At 57.6% G+C, this 18,387-nt stretch carries 17 protein-coding genes; 12 read left to right on the forward strand and 5 right to left on the reverse strand.

Annotation, left to right across the window (positions count from 1 at the left end; genetic code table 11):
* Window positions 1-329 precede the first annotated feature (329 nt).
* From ACX1CU_RS14065 to ACX1CU_RS14115, 11 genes are read left to right on the forward strand one after another with little or no spacing between them, the layout of a single operon-like run.
* A complete protein-coding gene (locus tag ACX1CU_RS14065) occupies window positions 330-1,340 on the forward strand; it encodes a cob(I)yrinic acid a,c-diamide adenosyltransferase (protein WP_459398915.1) in 1,011 nt (336 codons plus the stop codon).
* On the forward strand, window positions 1,340-2,731 hold the full coding sequence (locus tag ACX1CU_RS14070; protein ID WP_459398916.1) for an aldehyde dehydrogenase family protein: 1,392 nt from the start codon (window positions 1,340-1,342) through the stop codon (window positions 2,729-2,731). Before ACX1CU_RS14065 ends, ACX1CU_RS14070 begins: the two co-directional genes overlap by 1 nt.
* Window positions 2,732-2,741: 10 nt before the next feature.
* A complete protein-coding gene (locus tag ACX1CU_RS14075; protein WP_459398917.1) occupies window positions 2,742-3,854 on the forward strand; it encodes a 1-propanol dehydrogenase PduQ in 1,113 nt (370 codons plus the stop codon).
* Entirely contained in the window at window positions 3,851-5,188 is a 1,338-nt protein-coding gene (locus ACX1CU_RS14080; protein WP_459398918.1) for a 4Fe-4S dicluster domain-containing protein, read from the forward strand. The genes ACX1CU_RS14075 and ACX1CU_RS14080 overlap by 4 nt, the downstream gene beginning before the upstream one ends.
* A gap of 3 nt (window positions 5,189-5,191) precedes the next feature.
* Window positions 5,192-5,749: a BMC domain-containing protein gene (locus tag ACX1CU_RS14085; RefSeq protein WP_459398919.1), complete on the forward strand. Its 558-nt coding sequence runs from the start codon at window positions 5,192-5,194 to the stop codon at window positions 5,747-5,749.
* Window positions 5,749-6,099: a propanediol utilization microcompartment protein PduU gene (gene pduU / locus ACX1CU_RS14090; protein ID WP_459402814.1), complete on the forward strand. Its 351-nt coding sequence runs from the start codon at window positions 5,749-5,751 to the stop codon at window positions 6,097-6,099. The genes ACX1CU_RS14085 and pduU overlap by 1 nt, the downstream gene beginning before the upstream one ends.
* A gap of 4 nt (window positions 6,100-6,103) precedes the next feature.
* Window positions 6,104-6,556 (forward strand): EutP/PduV family microcompartment system protein, encoded by a 453-nt coding sequence (locus ACX1CU_RS14095; RefSeq protein ID WP_459398920.1) that lies wholly within the window; start codon window positions 6,104-6,106, stop codon window positions 6,554-6,556.
* On the forward strand, window positions 6,546-7,754 hold the full coding sequence (locus ACX1CU_RS14100) for an acetate/propionate family kinase (RefSeq protein ID WP_459398921.1): 1,209 nt from the start codon (window positions 6,546-6,548) through the stop codon (window positions 7,752-7,754). The genes ACX1CU_RS14095 and ACX1CU_RS14100 overlap by 11 nt, the downstream gene beginning before the upstream one ends.
* Before the next feature lie 19 nt (window positions 7,755-7,773).
* Complete coding sequence (gene cobA / locus ACX1CU_RS14105; protein WP_459398922.1) at window positions 7,774-8,556, forward strand: uroporphyrinogen-III C-methyltransferase; 783 nt, start codon at window positions 7,774-7,776, stop codon at window positions 8,554-8,556.
* Entirely contained in the window at window positions 8,549-9,622 is a 1,074-nt protein-coding gene (cobD, locus tag ACX1CU_RS14110; protein WP_459398923.1) for a threonine-phosphate decarboxylase CobD, read from the forward strand. Before cobA ends, cobD begins: the two co-directional genes overlap by 8 nt.
* Window positions 9,615-10,475, forward strand: a complete 861-nt coding sequence (locus tag ACX1CU_RS14115) for a GHMP family kinase ATP-binding protein (protein WP_459398924.1) — start codon at window positions 9,615-9,617, stop codon at window positions 10,473-10,475. The genes cobD and ACX1CU_RS14115 overlap by 8 nt, the downstream gene beginning before the upstream one ends.
* Window positions 10,476-10,482: 7 nt before the next feature.
* On the opposite strand, the gene ACX1CU_RS14120 is transcribed toward ACX1CU_RS14115, so the two are convergent.
* The 3 genes from ACX1CU_RS14120 to ACX1CU_RS14130 are packed head-to-tail and all read right to left on the reverse strand — an operon-like array spanning window position 10,483 to window position 13,828.
* Window positions 10,483-11,787, reverse strand: coding sequence for a hypothetical protein (locus ACX1CU_RS14120; RefSeq protein ID WP_459398925.1), 1,305 nt, complete (start codon window positions 11,785-11,787; stop codon window positions 10,483-10,485).
* The gene (locus ACX1CU_RS14125; RefSeq protein ID WP_459398926.1) at window positions 11,787-13,046 is read right to left on the reverse strand and encodes a hypothetical protein; all 1,260 of its coding nucleotides are present in this window, start codon (window positions 13,044-13,046) and stop codon (window positions 11,787-11,789) included. The genes ACX1CU_RS14120 and ACX1CU_RS14125 overlap by 1 nt, the downstream gene beginning before the upstream one ends.
* A 32-nt stretch (window positions 13,047-13,078) precedes the next feature.
* Window positions 13,079-13,828, reverse strand: coding sequence for a PA3715 family protein (locus tag ACX1CU_RS14130; RefSeq protein WP_459398927.1), 750 nt, complete (start codon window positions 13,826-13,828; stop codon window positions 13,079-13,081).
* 290 nt (window positions 13,829-14,118) lie between these two features.
* Between ACX1CU_RS14130 and ACX1CU_RS14135 the strand changes: the two genes are divergently transcribed.
* Window positions 14,119-15,003 (forward strand): esterase/lipase family protein, encoded by an 885-nt coding sequence (locus tag ACX1CU_RS14135; protein ID WP_459398928.1) that lies wholly within the window; start codon window positions 14,119-14,121, stop codon window positions 15,001-15,003.
* Window positions 15,004-15,067: 64 nt separating this feature from the next.
* On the opposite strand, the gene ACX1CU_RS14140 is transcribed toward ACX1CU_RS14135, so the two are convergent.
* Window positions 15,068-15,658, reverse strand: a complete 591-nt coding sequence (locus ACX1CU_RS14140) for a HupE/UreJ family protein (RefSeq protein ID WP_459398929.1) — start codon at window positions 15,656-15,658, stop codon at window positions 15,068-15,070.
* A 52-nt stretch (window positions 15,659-15,710) separates the two neighbouring features.
* Window positions 15,711-18,008: a carbamoyltransferase HypF gene (gene hypF, locus ACX1CU_RS14145; protein WP_459398930.1), complete on the reverse strand. Its 2,298-nt coding sequence runs from the start codon at window positions 18,006-18,008 to the stop codon at window positions 15,711-15,713.
* Window positions 18,009-18,387 lie beyond the last annotated feature (379 nt).

An 18,387-nucleotide genomic window follows, 5' to 3' on the forward strand; every position in this document is an offset into this window, starting at 1 on the left:
CATAAGCCAACTTGTGGCTCGTTCAGTCCCCTCTCACCGTAGGAGAGGGGGTTGATGCGGTGTTGTGGGCAACTGCATAAGCCCATTTGTGGCTCGTTCAGTCCCCTCTCAGCGTGGGAGAGGGAGTTAATGCGGTGTTGTGGGCAACTGCATAAGCCAATTTGTGGCACGTTCAGTTCCCTCTCACCGTGGAAGGGGGAGTTAATGCGATGTTGTGGGCCGTTGCATAAGCCAATTTGTGGCACGTTCTATCCCCTCTCCCTGTGGGAGAGGGTTAGGGTGAGGGGCAGCAATGTGCAAGAGAACGGAATTAACCGGGAGCCAACCTGATGAGCATTTATACCAAAACCGGCGATAAGGGCACCACCGCACTGTTTACTGGCCAGCGGGTGAAAAAGAGCCATCCGCGGGTAGAAACCTACGGCACCCTGGATGAGCTGAACGCGGCGCTGAGCTTGTGCGCTCGGGTGGTTCAGGGTCCAGAAAACCAGCAGTTGCTCGAAGCGGTGCAGCATCAACTGTTCTATTTCAGCGCTGAACTGGCAAGCGAAGGGGAACCTGCCGCCGCCGGCCAGCGCAAAACCATCAATGAGGCGCACATCCAACAGCTGGAACAGGCAGTGGATCGCTGCATGTCGGCCTTGCCGCCGGTGCAGGGTTTTATCCTGCCGGGCAGCAGTGAGGCTGGCAGCCGGTTGCATTTCGCCCGCACGCTGGCTCGCCGCGCAGAACGGCGGCTGATTGAGCTGGCGGATCAGGTTCCGGTGCGCCAAGTACTGTTGCAATACCTGAACCGGCTGTCGGATTGCCTGTACGCCCTGGCCCGCGCTGAAGACCATCAACAGTGGTTGCGGCAACTCACTCAAACGGTAGCGGCCCGCTATCTGGCCGCCACTCACGCCGCCCCGGCCAGCACGCCAACCAAGGCAGAACTGACGTTTGTGGATATCCACCAGTTATTAAAGCTGTGCGTGGCTGCCGCTCTTGAACTTGATATTCCGGTGGTGATCGCCGTTACCGATCGCCACGGCAACATAATTATGACCTACCGCATGCCCGATGCCCTGCTGGTGAGCTGCGAACTGGCGCCGAAAAAAGCCTGGACCGCCGTGGCGATGAAAAGCCCCACTCACCAACTCAGCGCCGCCATTCAGCCGGGTGCCGATCTGTTCCAGTTAGAAGCCAGCCTGGGCGGCAAAGTCGTCACCTTTGGCGGCGGCTACCCGCTGTGGCGTAACGGCCAGATTATCGGCGGGCTGGGGATCAGCGGCGGCAGCGTCGAGCAGGATATGCATATCGCCCAAGCGGCCATTTTAGCTTTACACCTGAGGAATGAATAATGAACCCTACCGATCTTGAGTCTCTCATTCGCACCATCCTCACTGAGCAATTGGTGCCAGAAACGGCACCGGCCCAACGAGCCAATGCTATTTTCACCACCGTCGATGAGGCAATCGGTGCCGCACAGCGCGCCTTTCTGCGCTATCAGCAAAGCCCGATGAAAACCCGCAGCGCCATCATCAGCGCCCTGCGCGAACAGCTCAAACCGCATCTGCCTTCGCTTGCCGAACGCGGTGCGGCAGAAACCGGTATGGGCAACCGTGCGGATAAACTGCTGAAAAACCAGGCAGCGCTGGAAAACACCCCCGGCGTGGAAGACTTGACCACCACCGCCATCACCGGTGACGGCGGCATGGTGCTGTTTGAATATTCGCCTTTTGGCGTGATCGGCGCCGTGGCCCCCAGCACCAACCCGACAGAAACCATTATTAACAACAGCATCAGCATGCTGGCCGCCGGTAACGCGGTCTATTTCAGCCCGCATCCGGGGGCCAAGCAGGTGTCTCTGGACTTGATTGCGCAGATCGAAGAGATCGTGTTCAACAGCTGCGGCATTCACAACTTGGTAGTCACCGTGCAAGACCCGAGCTTTGCCGCCACGCAAGAAATGATGCGCCATGCCGACATCGCTCTGCTGGCGATCACCGGCGGGCCGGGCATCGTCAACATGGGGATGAAAAGCGGCAAAAAGGTGATTGGTGCCGGGGCCGGTAATCCGCCGTGCCTGGTGGATGAAACCGCCGAGTTGGTGAAGGCCGCACAGGACATCGTGGCCGGTGCCTCTTTCGACTACAACCTGCCCTGTATCGCCGAAAAAGCGCTGATCGTGGTGGAAAGCGTCGCCGATCGCCTGTTGCAACAGATGCAGGCCTTCGATGCGCTACTGATTACTCAACCGCAGGATATCGATCGCCTGCGGCAGGTGTGCCTGGCAGACGGCCATGCCAATAAAGATCTGGTGGGCAAAAGCCCGGCCGAACTGCTGGCCGCCGCAGCCCTGCCTTGCCCGGCCAAACCGCCACGCTTGCTGCTGGTAGAAGTCGCCGGGGACGATCCGCTGGTGACCACCGAACAGTTAATGCCGCTGCTGCCGGTGGTGCGCGTCAAGGATTTCGACGCCGCGCTGGCACTGGCGTTGAAGGTAGAAGCTGGCCTGCATCACACTGCAATCATGCACTCGCAAAACGTCACGCGGCTTAATCTGGCCGCCCGCCGGTTGCAGACCTCCATTTTCGTTAAAAACGGCCCTTCGTATGCCGGGATCGGCGTCGGCGGTGAGGGCTTTACCACCTTCACCATCGCCACGCCGACGGGGGAAGGCACCACCTCTGCCCGCACCTTTGCCCGGCAGCGCCGCTGCGTATTGACCGATGCGTTTTCCATTCGCTGAGTGAGGATGTATGAAGACTTTTTCCGTACAAACGCGGATCTACAGCGGCGAAGACAGCCTCAAAGCGCTGCGGCGTTTCCGCCAGCGCAAAATCTGGATCATCTGTGACGGTTTTCTGGCCACTTCGCCGCTGCTGGAGCGGCTGAAACAGGCGTTGAACGCCGATAACCAGATCGCACTGTTCAGCGATATTACGCCCGATCCGACCATCGCCACCGTGGTCAAAGGGATCGAGCAGATGCAGGCCTTGCGCCCCGATGTGGTGATCGGCTTTGGCGGTGGTTCGGCGTTGGATGCGGCCAAGGCGATTGTCTGGTTCAGCCGCCAGCAGGGTATCAATATCGATACCTGCATTGCCATCCCGACCACCAGCGGCACCGGCTCGGAAGTGACCAGCGCCTTTGTGATTAGCGATCCGGAAAAGAACATCAAATACCCACTGTTCAGCGATGAGATCTACCCGGATATCGCCATTCTCGATCCGGCGCTGGTGGCCAGCGTGCCGCCGAACATCACCGCCAACACCGGGATGGATGTGCTGACGCACGCGCTGGAAGCCTATGTTTCGCCGCGTGCCAGCGATTTTACCGACGCGCTGGCAGAAAAAGCCGCGCAGTTGGTGTTTCGCCACTTGCCCACCGCCTGCCGGAAAGGCGATTGCCTGATCACCCGTGGCAAAATGCACAACGCCTCGACGCTGGCTGGGATCGCCTTCAGCCAGGCCGGTTTGGGGATTAATCACGCCATCGCCCACCAACTGGGCGGCCAATTCCATATCCCCCACGGGCTGGCGAATGCGCTGCTGCTGATCCCGGTGATTCAGTTCAACGCCGCCGACAGTCGGGCACGCAAGCGCTATGCCCGCTTAGCGCGCGTTTGCGGTATCAGCCCGGCAGGAAGTGACGATCGCCAAGCGGTGAATCAGCTTATTCAGCGCATTGAGCAGCTAAAAACCCAGTGCGCCATACCGCGCTATCTTGCCGATCTCAAACTCAGTGAGAGCCAGCTTGAACAGCGCATCCCGGCAATGGTTGCTGCTGCACTGGCCGACGCCACGATCAAAACCACACCGCGCCCGGCGGTGGCAGAGGACATTCGCGACATTCTTGAGGCACTGCTATGAACGCTCACTTGTGCGATGCCGACACCATCCGCCAGCGGGTGCGTGATGCAGGCGTAGTTGGCGCAGGCGGTGCCGGTTTCCCTACGGCGGTCAAACTGCAAGCGCAGGCGGAAATCTTTCTGATCAACGCCGCCGAATGTGAGCCGATGCTGAAGGTGGATCAGCAACTGATCCCACAGCAGGCCGAACGGCTGCTGCGCGGCCTGCAATATGCCATGACCGCCACCGGGGCGCGGGAAGGGATTATCGCGCTGAAAGCCAAATACGCTGAGGCGATCGAAGCACTGACGCCGTTGCTGCCGCCACACATCCGGTTGCACATTCTCCCCGACGTTTATCCCGCCGGAGATGAAGTGATCACCATCTGGCTGGCGACTGGCCGCAGGGTGCCACCGGCCGCGCTGCCGATCAGCATTGGCGTGGTGGTGAACAATGTGCAGACGGTGCTGAATATCGCGCGCGCCGTGGAACAGCAGTGGCCGGTGACCCGCCGTACCCTCACGGTCAACGGTGCCGTTGCCAAGCCGATCACGCTGACGGTGCCTTTAGGTATCCGTTTCCGCGAAGTGCTGGCGTTGGCCGGGGGAGCCACCGTAGCTAACCCCGGCTTTATCAACGGCGGCCCGATGATGGGCCGCTTGCTGGCCAACCTGGATGAGCCGGTAACCAAAACCAGCGGCGGCCTGCTGGTGCTGCCCGCCGATCACCTGCTGATCGCCCGGCGTACCCGCAGCGATCGGGAAGTCATGGCTATCGCCCGTACCGTTTGCGAGCAATGCCGCCTGTGTACCGAACTGTGCCCGCGCCACCTGATCGGCCATGAACTGCCACCGCATCTGCTGGTGCGGGCGGTGAACTATCAGCAAGTGGCAACGCCGGAGATTCTGCTCAGCGCCCTGACCTGCTCGGAGTGCAGCCTGTGCGAAAGCTACGCCTGCCCGGTGGATATCTCGCCGATGCGCATCAACCGGCTGCTGAAGGAGCAATTGCGCCAACAGGGCGCACGCTACAGCGGCGAACTGCGTGATGCCGACCCGATGGCGCAATACCGCATGGTGCCAACGGCCCGGTTAGTCACGCGCCTGGAGCTCACCCCTTGGGCACACGCCGCGCCGTTCAGTGCCGAACATTATCAGCCAGAACAGGTGCTGCTGCCGTTACGCCAGCATATCGGCGCGGCGGCGATCCCGACGGTTGTTATTGGGGAAAAAGTGATGCACGGCCAATGCATTGCCAATATTGCCGACGGCGCGCTCGGCGCACCGCTCCACGCCAGCATCAGCGGTACCGTGACCGACATCAGTACCACCGCCATTACCCTCGCCAAAGGATAAGTTATGTCACAAGCCATTGGAATTGTTGAACTAAGCAGTATTGCCAAGGGCATAGAGGTCTGTGACCTGATGCTGAAAAGCGCCAACGTTGAGCTGTTGGTGAGTAAAACGCTCTGCCCCGGCAAGTACCTGCTGATGGTGGGGGGCGATGTAGGGGCAGTAACGCAGTCGGTACAAAACGGCACCCAGCACAGCGGCCATCTGCTGGTCGACAGCATCGTACTGCCCAATCTCCACCCGTCGGTGCTGCCCGCATTGAACGGGCTGAACCCGGTGGAAAATCGTCAGGCCGTCGGGGTAGTGGAAACCTGGAGCGCCGTGGCCTGCATCACCGCCGCCGATCGGGCGGTAAAGGCGGCGCATATCACGCTGGTGCGCATCCATATGGCGTTTGGCATCGGCGGCAAGTGCTATCAGGTGATGAGCGGCGATATTGCCGACGTCAAAAACGCGGTGGACGTCGCCAGCCAGAGCGCGGGCGAAAACGGCCTGCTGATTTACAGCACCGTGATCCCGCGCCCACATGAGGCGCTGTGGCGCCAACTGATTCAGGGGGCATGATGGAAAAACCAACGGCAACCGAACGGGTGATTCAGGAATACGTGCCGGGGAAACAGATCACCCTGGCCCACCTGATCGCCAACCCCAACAAGGCACTCTACAAAAAACTCGGCCTGAGCGACGCCAGCAATGCTATTGGCATTCTGACCATTACCCCCAGCGAGGCGTCGATCATCGCCAGCGATATCGCCACCAAATCCGGCGCGGTAGAGATTGGTTTTATCGATCGCTTCACCGGCGCAGTGGTATTCACCGGCGATGTGTCGGCGGTGGAGTATGCGTTGAAGCAGGTGATCTACACCCTCGGCGACATGATGAAGTTCACCGCCTGCAACCTGACCCGGACCTGACGCTATGAAACGCATCATGCTGATCGGCCCCAGCCAGTGCGGCAAAACCTCGCTGATCCAACGCTTGCAGGGGGAGACGCTGAACTACCAAAAAACCCAGGCTATTGTCTGGCAGGACTGCGCGATCGACACCCCCGGTGAATATCTGGAAAACCGCTGCCTGTACAGCGCCCTGCTCGCCAGCGCCTGCGAGGCAGATGTCATCGGGCTGGTGCAGAACCTGGATGCGGAACAGAGCTGGTTTGCCCCGATGTTTGCACAGGTTTTCACCCAGCCGGTGATCGGCATTATCAGCAAGGCTGACACCCTCACCCATTCGAATCAACTGGCCTGGGCGACAGATCGCCTGCATCAGGCTGGTGTATGGAAGGTGTTTCATACCTCGGCGCAAACCGGTGCCGGGATGGCAGATTTGATCCAGTTTTTAAATCCTGATGGAGAGTCGTATGTCCGGTAAAATTATGGCGATTAACGCCGGCAGTTCTTCGCTGAAGTTTCAGCTATTTTCTCAACCCGGCGAGCAGGTGATCTGCCAAGGGCTGATTGAGCGTATCGGCATGCAGGATGCCGTTGTGACGCTGCGCGCCGGGGAGCAGAAATGGCGCAACACCCTGCCGATTATGGATTGCCATCAGGCCGCCCTGCACCTGCTCAATGCGCTGATCGAGCATCAGATTATCGATTCACTAACGGAAATCTGCGGCGTTGGCCACCGGGTAGCGCACGGCGGTGAGGCCTTCTGTGATTCGGTGGTCATTACACCGGAGGTGCTGGATAAAATTGAACAGCTCGGCGCACTGGCACCGCTGCACAACCCGGTTAACGCCCAGGCGATCCGCGTTTTCCAGCTGGCACTGCCCCACGCCCGTTCCGTTGCGGTATTTGATACCGCCTTCCACCAAACGCTGAGCGATATCCATTACCTTTATCCGCTGCCTTGGCGCTATTACGCAGAACTCGGCATCCGCCGCTATGGCTTTCACGGCACCAGCCACAAATATGTCAGCACGGTGTGCGCCCAACGGCTCGGCCGCCCGCTGGAACAACTGCGCATTATTTCCTGCCATTTGGGCAATGGCTCCAGCATTTGCGCCATTCGCGATGGCCGCTCGGTCAATACCTCCATGGGCTTTACCCCGCAGGCCGGGGTGATGATGGGCACCCGCAGCGGCGATATCGATCCTTCCATCCTGCCATTTATCCAGCAGGCGGAAGGGAAAAATGCGCAGGAGATCAATCTGTTGATCAACAATCAGTCCGGTTTGCTGGGCGTATCCGGCGTCTCTCACGATTACCGCGATGTCGAACAGGCCGCCGCCACCGGCAACCCCAGAGCACAACTGGCGCTCAAGCTGTTTGCTGAACGTATCCGCGCGGTGATCGGCAGCTATATCGTGCAGTTAGGCGGCATCGATGCGTTGATTTTTACCGGTGGCATCGGTGAGAACGCCCGTAATGCACGCCAGCAGATCTGCCATCAGTTGGGCTTTCTCGGCATCGAACTGGATGAGGAGAAGAACAATGCCAATCAGCCGTTTATCCAGCGCGAGAACGCACCGGTGCAGATCGCCATTGTGAACACCAACGAAGAGTTGATGATCGCCCGCGACGTGGTGCGCGTGGCGCTCAACAACCCGCAGCCGCAACCCGCCTGATAACCCGATGAGAGCGACGATGAAAAGTGGAAAAGTTTGGCTGGTCGGTGCCGGGCCTGGGGATGCCGCGCTGATCACCGTTAAGGGCCTGCATTGCATCCGGCAGGCACAGGCACTGGTTTACGATCGCCTAGTGAGCGCCGATCTGTTGCAGGAAGCTCCCAGCAATTGTGAAATGATTAACGTCGGCAAAAACCCCGACCATCACCCGGTGCCACAGCCGCAGATCAATCAACTGCTGATTGACTGTGCGCAACGTGGTCTGAACGTGGTGCGCCTGAAAGGCGGCGATCCTTATGTGTTCGGGCGCGGTGCCGAAGAGGCCGAAGCGCTGGCGCAAGCGCAGATCCCGTTTGAAGTGATCCCCGGCATCAGTTCGGCCATCGGCGGGCTGGCCTATGCCGGTATCCCGGTCACTCACCGTGATTATGCTTCTGGCTTTCACGTGATTACCGGCCACCTGCGCCAAGGAAATCAGCCGCAGGATTGGGCCACGCTGGCCAAGCTGGAGGGCACGCTGGTGATCCTGATGGGCATGACGCAGTTAGCCAGCATCTGCCAGCAGTTGATCGCCGGTGGCAAAGCAGCTACTACTCCGGCTGCGGCGGTGATGTATGCCAGCCACCGGCGGCAGCGGATCGCCGCCGGTACGCTGGCCACGCTGGTCGATCAGGTTGCCGCGCAAGGCTTAACCGCACCTGCGCTGATCGTGGTCGGCCAGGTGGTTAATCTGCGTGAGGTGCTGGCGTTCATGCCTGAGCAGCTCGCCCTTCCCTCTGTGGTTTTAACGCCCTATGAATGAACATGGCGGCAACGTGCTGGAAATGGCGCTGAAAACCGGCCTAGACCCGGCGGATATTCTCGACTTCAGCGCCAATATTAATCCGCTGGGCATGCCTGCCAGCCTGAAAGCGGCGATTATTGCGCAACTTGACAGCGCCGAATGCTATCCCGACGTTGAATACCGCCGTTTGCACGCCGCATTGGCACAGGCGCACCATTGCCAGCCGGAAAATATCATCGCGGGCAACGGCGCAACCGAGCTGATTTACGCCGTGGTGAACCGCTTGCGCCCGCGCACCGCTTTGCTGCTGACGCCGGGTTTTGCCGAATATCGCCGGGCGTTACGGCGGGCAAAATGCCGTATTCAGCATTATCCGTTAGAGGAAGAGAGCGGGTTTCAGCCCGACGAACGCCTGCTGAAGGTGCTGGCCGAACAGCGCCCCGATTGCCTGTTCATTGCCACCCCCAATAACCCGACGGGGCTGATGCCCGATCCCGCCCTGCTGCAAGCCATTCTCACCTGTTGCCAACAGCATGATATCGCGCTGATCGTCGATGAAGCCTTTATCGATTTTCTGCCGGATACGCCGGGCTTTATTCCGCAGATCGCCGATTACTCACAACTGTATATCCTGCGCTCGCTGACCAAGTTTTTTGCCATTCCGGGGCTGCGGCTCGGCTATCTGGTCAGCAGCGATCTGGCGGGCATCCGGCAGATGAAGCAGGCGCGGGAGCCTTGGACCATTAACACCTTTGCCGCGCTGGCGGGGGAGATCATCCTTGACGATCGCCACTATATTCAGCAAACCCATCAGTGGCTGGCGCAGCAGCGGGCATGGCTATTTGATGCGCTGACTGCCATCCCGCAGTTGCGCGTCTGGCCCGGTGCGGCAAACTATATTTTCCTGCGCTGCCTGCGCCCGGAACTCGACCTGCAACAGGCGTTATTGCAACAACAGATTCTGATCCGCCACTGTGCCAACTACCCCGGTCTTTCTGCCGATTACTATCGGGTGGCGATCAAGAGTGAAGCGGCTAACCGCAGGCTGATCGCCGCATTGCGCCAGGCTTTTGCCGATGGCTGAGGCGCGCTGCCCCGCCTCTTGCGGCGAACTGATTCAGGGCTGGATCCTCGGTGGTGAAAAGCTGGTTTCCTGCCCGGTAAACTGGTTCAGCACCGTCGCGGTAAGCGATGGGCAACCGGGCAACCACGAGCGCCCGCTGATGCGCCAAATGCTGATCAATGTGTTGGAACACTTTGGCCACCCCGGCAGTGCCGCACGCGGCTTGCGCATTGATTTCACCTCCAGCATCCCGGTGGCGAAAGGGCTGGCCAGCAGCACCGCCGATATCGCCGCCACCGCACAGGCCACCGCCCGTCATCTTGGGCAATGCCTGGATGAAACCACGCTCGCCAAGCTGTGCGTGCAACTGGAACCCACTGACAGCACGCTGTTCCGCCAACTGACGTTGTTCGATCACCAAACAGCCGCCACCCAGATCCCCTGCGATTGGCTGCCAGCGCTGGATATTCTGCTGCTGGAAAGCCCGTATACTCTGAACACCGCCGATTATCATCGCCGCGATCGCCAGCAGGCGCTGCTGGAAAATGCCGCCATGCTTGAACAGGCTTGGACGCTGTTTTCCTTGGCGATCAACACTCGCGACTGCGGCAAATTGGGTGAAGCCGCCACCCTTAGCGCTCGCGCCAGCCAGCGGCTGCTGCCCAAACCGCTGTTCGATGCGCTATTAGAGATCGGTGAAAACTGCGGGATTTACGGCCTGAACGTGGCGCACAGCGGCAGCGTGGTGGGGTTGCTGTTTGATGCCGAGCGGCACGATAGCGAGCAACTGTGCTGGCAACTGCAACAGCGGCAGATTGGCAGGGAATACCCCAAACAGCATCGGCTTAGGTTGATTGCTGGCGGGGTGCGTTAGAACACGGCTAATGCGGCAAGGTTGCCGTTTCATACACCAAACCCTCACGATTCCCCAACCTCGGGTAGCTATAGGATTTGGTTGGGAAACGAAACAGGCGGTTACGCCAGCGATCAAACAGCACGGTCTCATCATAACTGCTTGGGAACTTTTCCATTCTAAACCAGTGTTGACCACCATCGGTGGACACTGTCATATGCAGTGGGTCATTGAATTGTTTTTCCATCATCAGCAGATTGTTGCCTGCATACAGAACAGACAAGGTTTTCATGCCAGTTTCCAAGACCGGATAAAAGGTTCCATCAGCCTGTAACTTGTGCAGGCTGTAACGAACCCGCGGCTGGCTTTCCACAATAAAGTAGAAATCCCCTTGCGTGGTGCTTTCGCCGTCAATAACGGTGCCCTGCATCCACCAGTTTGATTCGATGCGTAAGGTGTTGAGATTGAAATTGAGCAATAGATGGCCCGATTCATCGTCGCCACTTTCACTCGCGCCACTCCAGACGGTAACGTACTGGTCATCGTTATAACGCCAGTAGGTTGGGTTAAGCGCGGTATTAACGCCCTGCTGCGCTAGATCGAGCAGCATTTGCCAATGCTGGCCAAGATCGCCGGACTGATAGAGCTTGCCGTTCTGCGAGACCAAAACCCGCTCGGGGCCAGGAATACCCAATAGCCGATAGGGGGAGTCCTTTTCCGGCGCTTGCCACTGCGGCTGCCACTGCCAATGTCGCCCGCCGTCGGCCGAGTAAAATACCGCATCCTTTCCATCAAGGTAATTTTTGAAAAGGATCAGACACAGGCCTTGAGCATTGCATTTTTGACCCACCACGGTTCCGAGAAAACGGGCGCTGATTCGCAGATCGCCCTCCTGCTCGGTGATGATCTGAGTCACTGGCACAATGGTTTCATCCAGATACAGCGAGCGGCTGTTTTCATTGCCCGTATGGCGTTCTAGTGCGGAACGAACCGCCTCTTGGTCTGGTGATATCTGCAGATTTAACAGCGGAGGGGCATCACTAGCCAGTAAATCGATCTGTATGGTTTTTTGGTAGCTGTGTACCCAAGTTGCCCGATCAATATGAAGCAATTTCATATCAATTGCGTCGCTGACCCCGGTTAATAATACGCCTTGTTGAAAGCTGCTCAGACGTTGCTTACTCATCACCACGGCTGGCTGCTCGACCTGATAGCTCCGATGCCATGACCAGTCGGTAGCAAATCCGGCAAAACCTTCGATATAGAACAGTATCCCGGTCACAAAGCCCACCAAGGCTAACAGCCTGATGCGCGTTTTGCTCTGGCTGAACATTAGTTCACTTCCTGAATGTGGGCTTTTTCCCTACGACGGCGTTTAAATAGCGTCAGCATCTGGCGGGCAAAGGCAAAGCGCGCCGCGCTCAACGAATATTTACGCACCAACCAGCTACTCAACTCTATCAACAGCATAAAAATGCAGAACATCATGAGGTTCATCAGGCCAATGCCATAAAAAAAGTCAACAGCGTCCAGCCAGTCCCATTTATCCGGCATACCGCCCTGTTCCCACCACTTATTGGCGATGAATAACACCGGTGCCATCATGAATAACAGGCAGATACCGGTCATCAGTTTATACATCAGTTTCATTTGCTGGAATGATACCGCTATGCCGCCCACTTTCAGATAAGCGCAACCGTCCCTTTCATTGCAAACCCCAAGAACCCTATTGTCCTGTTGATTCACCACTAACGTCAGCGGATCGTTCTCTGCCAGAAAGAACGGATGTTGGCGGAAGAACAGCGGATTAAGATCTTCCGTCAGGGTATTAAAACCGCTACGGAAAGAGAACTCTGAGCCATTGCAGATAAATTGATAGTCAATAAAATCCCGCCGGCTTTTGCCACTGCCGGTGAAATCGCGGCGAGCGCTAACCTCGGTTGCCACCCCACTCACGCTGGCGAGCATTACCCGATCAGAAAGCAACAGATCGGCGGCCTGAAGCGTATCCAGATCGTTATCCTGTTCATCACTTGTCTGTTGCGTTGGCGGGCTGTTTAACGGCCCCGGCAATAGCAACGCGGGCGAGTGACAAATTGAAACATCGCCGGTTTTGACCTGCTCCAACCCTTGCAACAAACGGCGCATCTTGCTGCTGGTACCCACTAGCAGCGCCTGAAAAGAAGAGGCGAACAACCAGCAGCCAAAACAGAAAACAAACAGAAGCAACACCATCAACCAGACGCTTACCCATTGAAAAGCCGCATAGACCGACGCCCCTATTACGCCTAATCCGCCCATCAGCTTCAGCGTCGCCCTCAGTTTACTGATGTCTGCTACCTTCGGCTGCAACACCCCCTTTTCCTCACTGGCCAGCCAATGCAGCCAGTAACTGCCATCGGCCAGTTGATGCGCACCGATATAAACGCGATCCCCCTCGACCAACCGATTCAATACATTGGCCTCAAGAAACTGTCTGCTATAGGTATAGAAAACCTTATCCCCGGCCAAAATGCGCCGATACTTACTTTCACTGGGTGCATTGAGATCGTGCCGAACAAACGGCAGATCGAAAAAGAAGATTTTTTTCATGGTTGAAAGCGACTTAACCTTGGCAATAGCGGTTAAAAACGATGATCGAGCAGCTTATCCTGGCCTAGCGGATAGCGCTTGCCGTCAAACATAAGGGCAGACAGTGTCTTGACGGACGTTTTTTTGCTGTCCACGCAGTCATCCCCTTTTTTAACCGACTCGGTGTGGTTCGCCGTTTCCTGCAATTCCAGATCCCGATAGCCATGGTGCGAAAGTGGCCCTAACGCCAGTACGCGCCGGGTTTCATCAATCTCTCCGGTACATTGGCCGTCCCATTCACCGCGAAGCTCGTCCATCGTGAGATTATTGAGGACTAACGCGAGCTGATAGTTTTTCAGCGTATACAGATTAAGTCTTTCTACTCTGAACGGATTGACTGAAGAGGAACCCCGGTGGCTAAAACGCACCCCAAAAGCACGCACTTCTGGGGAAAGCTGATAGCGCGCGGTATCAATGGTTACGCGGTCAGTAACAATCGCATCGTCCATAATGGCTTTTGGATGGTACTTGCTGGCCAGGACCTTCCCCGATTGGCTGTCAACAACGTAGACGGCAACGTCATAGTCGGTAAAGTCTGGATCTTCTTTAACCTTCGGCTCCAGCATCAGCACCGCAATGGTTTTATCAGGAGCATAAGGCCAGACCTTACAGGTAGAAAGCTCAGTATTGTTGGTCAGTTTGGCCGCAAAGGGCTTGGCCAAATCCTGCAAAAGAGCCTCACAATCCGCCAAGGCAGAACAAGACACCAAGCTCAGCGCCAGCACGCCAATCACTCTTCTCATTACGACATTCCCTGTTAGTGCTTGAATTAGCTCAAGCTAGTTACTGGGAATCTAACCAAAAAGTATTCGCTAGTCCAATCGCTATTGGATATCAACGAAAAACCTGAACGTGGCAAATTGGCAGGGAATGCCACAAACTGCATCGGCTTAAATTAATTACTGGTGGCGTGCGTTAAGCAGACCGAACATTTGTGTTAACACCCACACAACAGCGATGACATAGTGCTAAGGATTTAATTCATTACTCTGTTTCGTGACAATCTTGTCTTTTAAAATAGCAGGTATTTATTATGTCAACGCAAGTCGCTTTAAAATATCCCATCGTATTGGTACATGGATTATTGGGTTTTGATAAAATCGCTGGGATTTATCCTTATTTTTTTAAAATCCCTCAGGCATTAGAAAAGGCTGGCTGTAAAGTTTTTGTTGCCAGCCTGTCGGCAGAGAACAGCAATGAAATCCGTGGCGAGCAACTATTAAAGTTTGTAAAGAAAGTCATCTCTGACACCGGTGCAGCCAAAGTTAATCTGATTGGTCACAGCCAAGGGCCATTGGCCTGTCGTTATGTTGCAGCAACTCATCCCGAGTTAATCGCCTCGGTGACCTCTGTTAATGGCGTGAACTTTGGTTCTGAAATTGCGGATTTAGTGCGTTTGGCTCTGAAACCAGGCCATTTACCCGAAGCGATTGCCAATGCGGTAATGAGTGCTTTTGGTCAGTTTATTTCAGCCATCTCTGGTCACTCCGATTTGCCTCAGGATGGCGTAGCGGCACTCGACGCATTAACTACGGAGAAAGTGGCTGATTTCAACGCCAAATATCCTCAAGGCTTGCCAAGCCAATGGGGGGGCGAAGGTAAAGAGTTAGATAACGGCGTCTATTATTACTCATGGGGGGGCATAATCGATCACAATATATTTAATCAGGGAGTTAACAATTTAGACCCGCTGCATGTTGCGATGGTTGGATTATCTTTCCTCTTTACCAAAGAACGTGCTCAGAATGACGGCTTAGTTGGCCGCTACAGTATGCATCTCGGGAAAGTCATTCGCTCTGATTACGTATTGGATCACATGGATGCGGTCAACCAGACCGCAGGGATGGTCAGTAGCAAAGCTGACCCTATCAAGCTATTTGTCGATCATGTCGCCCTGTTAAAGTCTAAGGGTCTGTAGCTGACCTCCTGACTACCGCCAGAACGCCCCTGAATTCGGGCGTTCTGGCGGACAGCGGGTTTAATCAAATCACCCCGCAGAGCAAGCCAATCCCCAATAAGGATGAGCCGCCGCCAATCACCCCAGCCCACCAGCGGTTAGTGCTGGAGAGGGTCAACAGATAGCCGATCCCCAAGCCCACCAGATGAAGCCCTGCCGTTGCGATTACCATACCGGAAAGTGCCGCCGCCGAATGAGAGAGTTCAGCACCGTGCGCCAAGCCGTGGAAGATGGCAAAAGCGCCGATGATCAACGCCCCGGTTACCGCACGCAATTTCAGCCGCAGAGCCACCATCAGCCCAATACCCAACAGCGAGGCGGCCACGATCAGCTCGGTACCCGGCAGTGTCACTCCCGCCATGCCGATCAACGCACCGGTCAGCAACAATCCGGCAAACGCCAGCGGCGCAAGCCACCATTTCTGGGTGTTCATGGCGCTCCAAATGCCCACCAGAATCATCGCCACCAGGTGATCCATCCCGGTCAGCGGGTGGATAAAACCTTCGGCGAAGCTTAAAACGTGATGAGTACCGCCATCGTTGCCAACGTGGGCAAAAGCCAACATCGGGAACAGCGCCAGTACGGATACAGCCACAGCTTTGACATTAATACGCATAGTTATCACCTGTTGATCATCCTTATAGAAAACCAGAAAAAATTAACGTGCCCTAACGCGCTGCGGCGATCAACGCCTGCCCCAGCGCCAAACCGCCATCTCCGGCAGGCCATTGCGACGGCAGCAACACCTGCAAGTCATCCAGTTGCTGCACCAACAGTTGGCGCAACAACGAGTTATGCAATACCCCACCCGACAGCGCGACGGTATGAATACCCTGCTGCTGCGCCGCCTTCCGGGCCAACGCGGAAAAGCCCTGCGCCAGCGCCCAGTGGAACGCGTAAGCCCGTTGTGCAGGCGCAGCCCGATAGTTCAGCCACTGCTGCCAGAAAATTGCCAAATCCAGCTGCTGGCCGCACAGCGGCAGAGAAACCGGCGGCTGGTGGTGTGGGCTTTGCTGCGCCAGCGCCTCCAGCAGGCAGGCGGCTTCGCCTTCCCAAGAAATCTGCGGCGGGACGATTTGCAGCGCGGCGGCTACCGCATCGAACAAGCGCCCGGTGGAAGACGCCAGCGGCGCATTGATCTGGCGCTCAATCGCCCGTGCCAGAATGCTGGCCTGTGGCTGCGGGATCCCTGCCGCCTCCGGCAACGCCTGCCAGCCGGGTACAAAGCGCAGCAGGTGCGCCAGCAGGTTGCGCCACGGCTGGTGCGCCGCCAAATCGCCCCCCGGCAACGCCACCGCAGGCAATCCGCCCAAATGTTCACAACACTGATAATCCACCAGCAGGCATTCGCCGCCCCACAGTTGCCCATCTATACCGTAACCCAAGCCGTCCAGCGCTAGCCCAATCACCTTGCCGCCGTCACGCGGCCAGGCATGTTCAGCCAAGCAACTTGCTAGGTGCGCATGGTGGTGAAGCGTTTCCACGCAGGGAATGGCTAAACGCTCGGCCAGCACTTTTCCCTGCTGGTGGCTGAGATAACCAGGGTGAGCATCGATAGCGATCGCCTGCGGCACCACGCCGTAGATCTCACCAAACAGCGCAATCAATTGCTGTTGCTGCTGGCGGGTAGCATCATCGCTCAGTGAACCAAGATGCTGGCTGACTACGGCGCGATCGCCCCACAGCAGGCAGAAGGTATTTTTGGTATCGGCCCCCAGCGCCAGAATAGGAGTTTGGGCGCTAAAGCCGGGGGGCAGCGCCAGCGCATCGGGCACGTAGCCGCGCGCCCGGCGCAGCATTTCAGTGCCCTGCGGGTTCAGCCGCAGCACCGTATCGTCGGCACGCTGGACGATCTCACGGTTATGCAACAACCAGCCGTCGGCAATTCCTGCCAATTCATCAAGCGCCTGCTGGTTGGTCAGCGCCGGGGGTTTGCCCGACAGATTACCGGACGTCATCACCAGCGGGCGGGCAACCTGCTGGAGCAACACATGTTGCAGCGGATTGGCGGGCAACATCACCCCCACCTCGCTCAGCCCTGGGGCAATTTCCCGGCACAGCGGGCTGCCGGGCTGCGCAGGCACCAGCACCACCGGCGCCGCCGGGCTGCGCAGCAGTTTGAGCAATGGCGCGGGATCCGCCCCCTGCACGCACGCCGCCAGCCAGTCCGCATCGGGCATCATCACCGCCAGCGGTTTGGCCGGGCGACGTTTGCGCAAGCGTAGGCGCTGCACCGCCGCTGAATTAGTGGCATCGCAGGCCAGATGAAAACCGCCAATGCCTTTGATCGCCAGAATCTCCCCCGCCATCAGCGCCTGAGCGGCTCGTTGCAGCGCCTCTTCCGCGCTGGCGGTAGCCTTGCCGTTGGCATCGCTCAGCCACAGCTGCGGGCCGCAAGCCGGGCATGCATTGGGCTGCGCGTGGAACCGGCGGTCGGCCGGATCGTCATACTCAGCCTGGCAGGCCGCGCACAGCGGGAATGGTTGCATGGAGGTGTTGGGGCGATCGTAAGGCATCTGCCGAATAATGGTGAAGCGCGGGCCACAGTGGGTGCAGTTGATAAACGGGTAGCGATAGCGCCGGTTGTGCGGCGAGTTCAGTTCTTCTAGGCAGGCTTCACAGGTGGCGGCATCGGCCACAATATGGGTATCAAGCTGCCCCGCACCGCTGCTGGCGATGGTGAAATCCTGCGGTTCCTGCGGCCAGTGCAGGGGTTGCTGGCTGACGCTATCGATCCGCGCCAGCGGCGGGCATTGCAGCGGCAAGGCGTGCAGAAAATCCGCCACCTGAGTGGATTGCCATAGCCGGACGATCACCCCAGCGCCGTCGTTACTGACGTCACCGCGCAGCTCGAACTGCCGCGCCAGCAGCCAGACGTAGGGGCGAAAGCCCACCCCTTGCACCTTGCCCTTCACCCGCAGGCTGAGGCCATTGCTGTTGGCGGTTGTCGAATCAATATATGCCATAGTGTTTAGCTACCCGCTATGACACAAAAGTCAGGTGAGCACCGATGTTGACGCCATTGAAGGCGCTGAACGCAGACGCGGCGCATAGGCGAACGCGCCATGGACGGCGCGTTCAGGCGAGACAGGCAGGGACGCCTGTCGTAGCCGGCCGTAATGCGCGGCGGCGGAGTGAAGGTAGCCGCGCAGCGGCCGCCTGATATGGCAAGGGCCGGGGTGCAGGGGGCTGGCTCTTGAGCCCCCTGCTCGGGCGCTTTCACGGTGCTACCTGATAAACGCCAAATCTTGAGCGTCCGAAAAGCATGCTTATTCAAACCAACAAACAAAATAGAGCCCTTTATCAAAGAGAACGGATTAAGCATTAAGCGATATCCCCCTCACC

The organism is Serratia sp. D1N4, from assembly GCF_054552755.1.

What these genes read in the sequence shown, in the direction of transcription:
- ACX1CU_RS14065 (WP_459398915.1), top strand. Translation starts at nt 330, where the DNA reads ATGAGCATTTATACCAAAACCGGCGATAAGGGCACCACCGCACTGTTT.
- ACX1CU_RS14070 (WP_459398916.1), top strand. Translation starts at nt 1,340, where the DNA reads ATGAACCCTACCGATCTTGAGTCTCTCATTCGCACCATCCTCACTGAG.
- ACX1CU_RS14075 (WP_459398917.1), top strand. Translation starts at nt 2,742, where the DNA reads ATGAAGACTTTTTCCGTACAAACGCGGATCTACAGCGGCGAAGACAGC.
- ACX1CU_RS14080 (WP_459398918.1), top strand. Translation starts at nt 3,851, where the DNA reads ATGAACGCTCACTTGTGCGATGCCGACACCATCCGCCAGCGGGTGCGT.
- ACX1CU_RS14085 (WP_459398919.1), top strand. Translation starts at nt 5,192, where the DNA reads ATGTCACAAGCCATTGGAATTGTTGAACTAAGCAGTATTGCCAAGGGC.
- pduU (WP_459402814.1), top strand. Translation starts at nt 5,749, where the DNA reads ATGGAAAAACCAACGGCAACCGAACGGGTGATTCAGGAATACGTGCCG.
- ACX1CU_RS14095 (WP_459398920.1), top strand. Translation starts at nt 6,104, where the DNA reads ATGAAACGCATCATGCTGATCGGCCCCAGCCAGTGCGGCAAAACCTCG.
- ACX1CU_RS14100 (WP_459398921.1), top strand. Translation starts at nt 6,546, where the DNA reads ATGTCCGGTAAAATTATGGCGATTAACGCCGGCAGTTCTTCGCTGAAG.
- cobA (WP_459398922.1), top strand. Translation starts at nt 7,774, where the DNA reads ATGAAAAGTGGAAAAGTTTGGCTGGTCGGTGCCGGGCCTGGGGATGCC.
- cobD (WP_459398923.1), top strand. Translation starts at nt 8,549, where the DNA reads ATGAATGAACATGGCGGCAACGTGCTGGAAATGGCGCTGAAAACCGGC.
- ACX1CU_RS14115 (WP_459398924.1), top strand. Translation starts at nt 9,615, where the DNA reads ATGGCTGAGGCGCGCTGCCCCGCCTCTTGCGGCGAACTGATTCAGGGC.
- ACX1CU_RS14120 (WP_459398925.1), bottom strand. Translation starts at nt 11,787, where the DNA reads ATGTTCAGCCAGAGCAAAACGCGCATCAGGCTGTTAGCCTTGGTGGGC.
- ACX1CU_RS14125 (WP_459398926.1), bottom strand. Translation starts at nt 13,046, where the DNA reads ATGAAAAAAATCTTCTTTTTCGATCTGCCGTTTGTTCGGCACGATCTC.
- ACX1CU_RS14130 (WP_459398927.1), bottom strand. Translation starts at nt 13,828, where the DNA reads ATGAGAAGAGTGATTGGCGTGCTGGCGCTGAGCTTGGTGTCTTGTTCT.
- ACX1CU_RS14135 (WP_459398928.1), top strand. Translation starts at nt 14,119, where the DNA reads ATGTCAACGCAAGTCGCTTTAAAATATCCCATCGTATTGGTACATGGA.
- ACX1CU_RS14140 (WP_459398929.1), bottom strand. Translation starts at nt 15,658, where the DNA reads ATGCGTATTAATGTCAAAGCTGTGGCTGTATCCGTACTGGCGCTGTTC.
- hypF (WP_459398930.1), bottom strand. Translation starts at nt 18,008, where the DNA reads ATGGCATATATTGATTCGACAACCGCCAACAGCAATGGCCTCAGCCTG.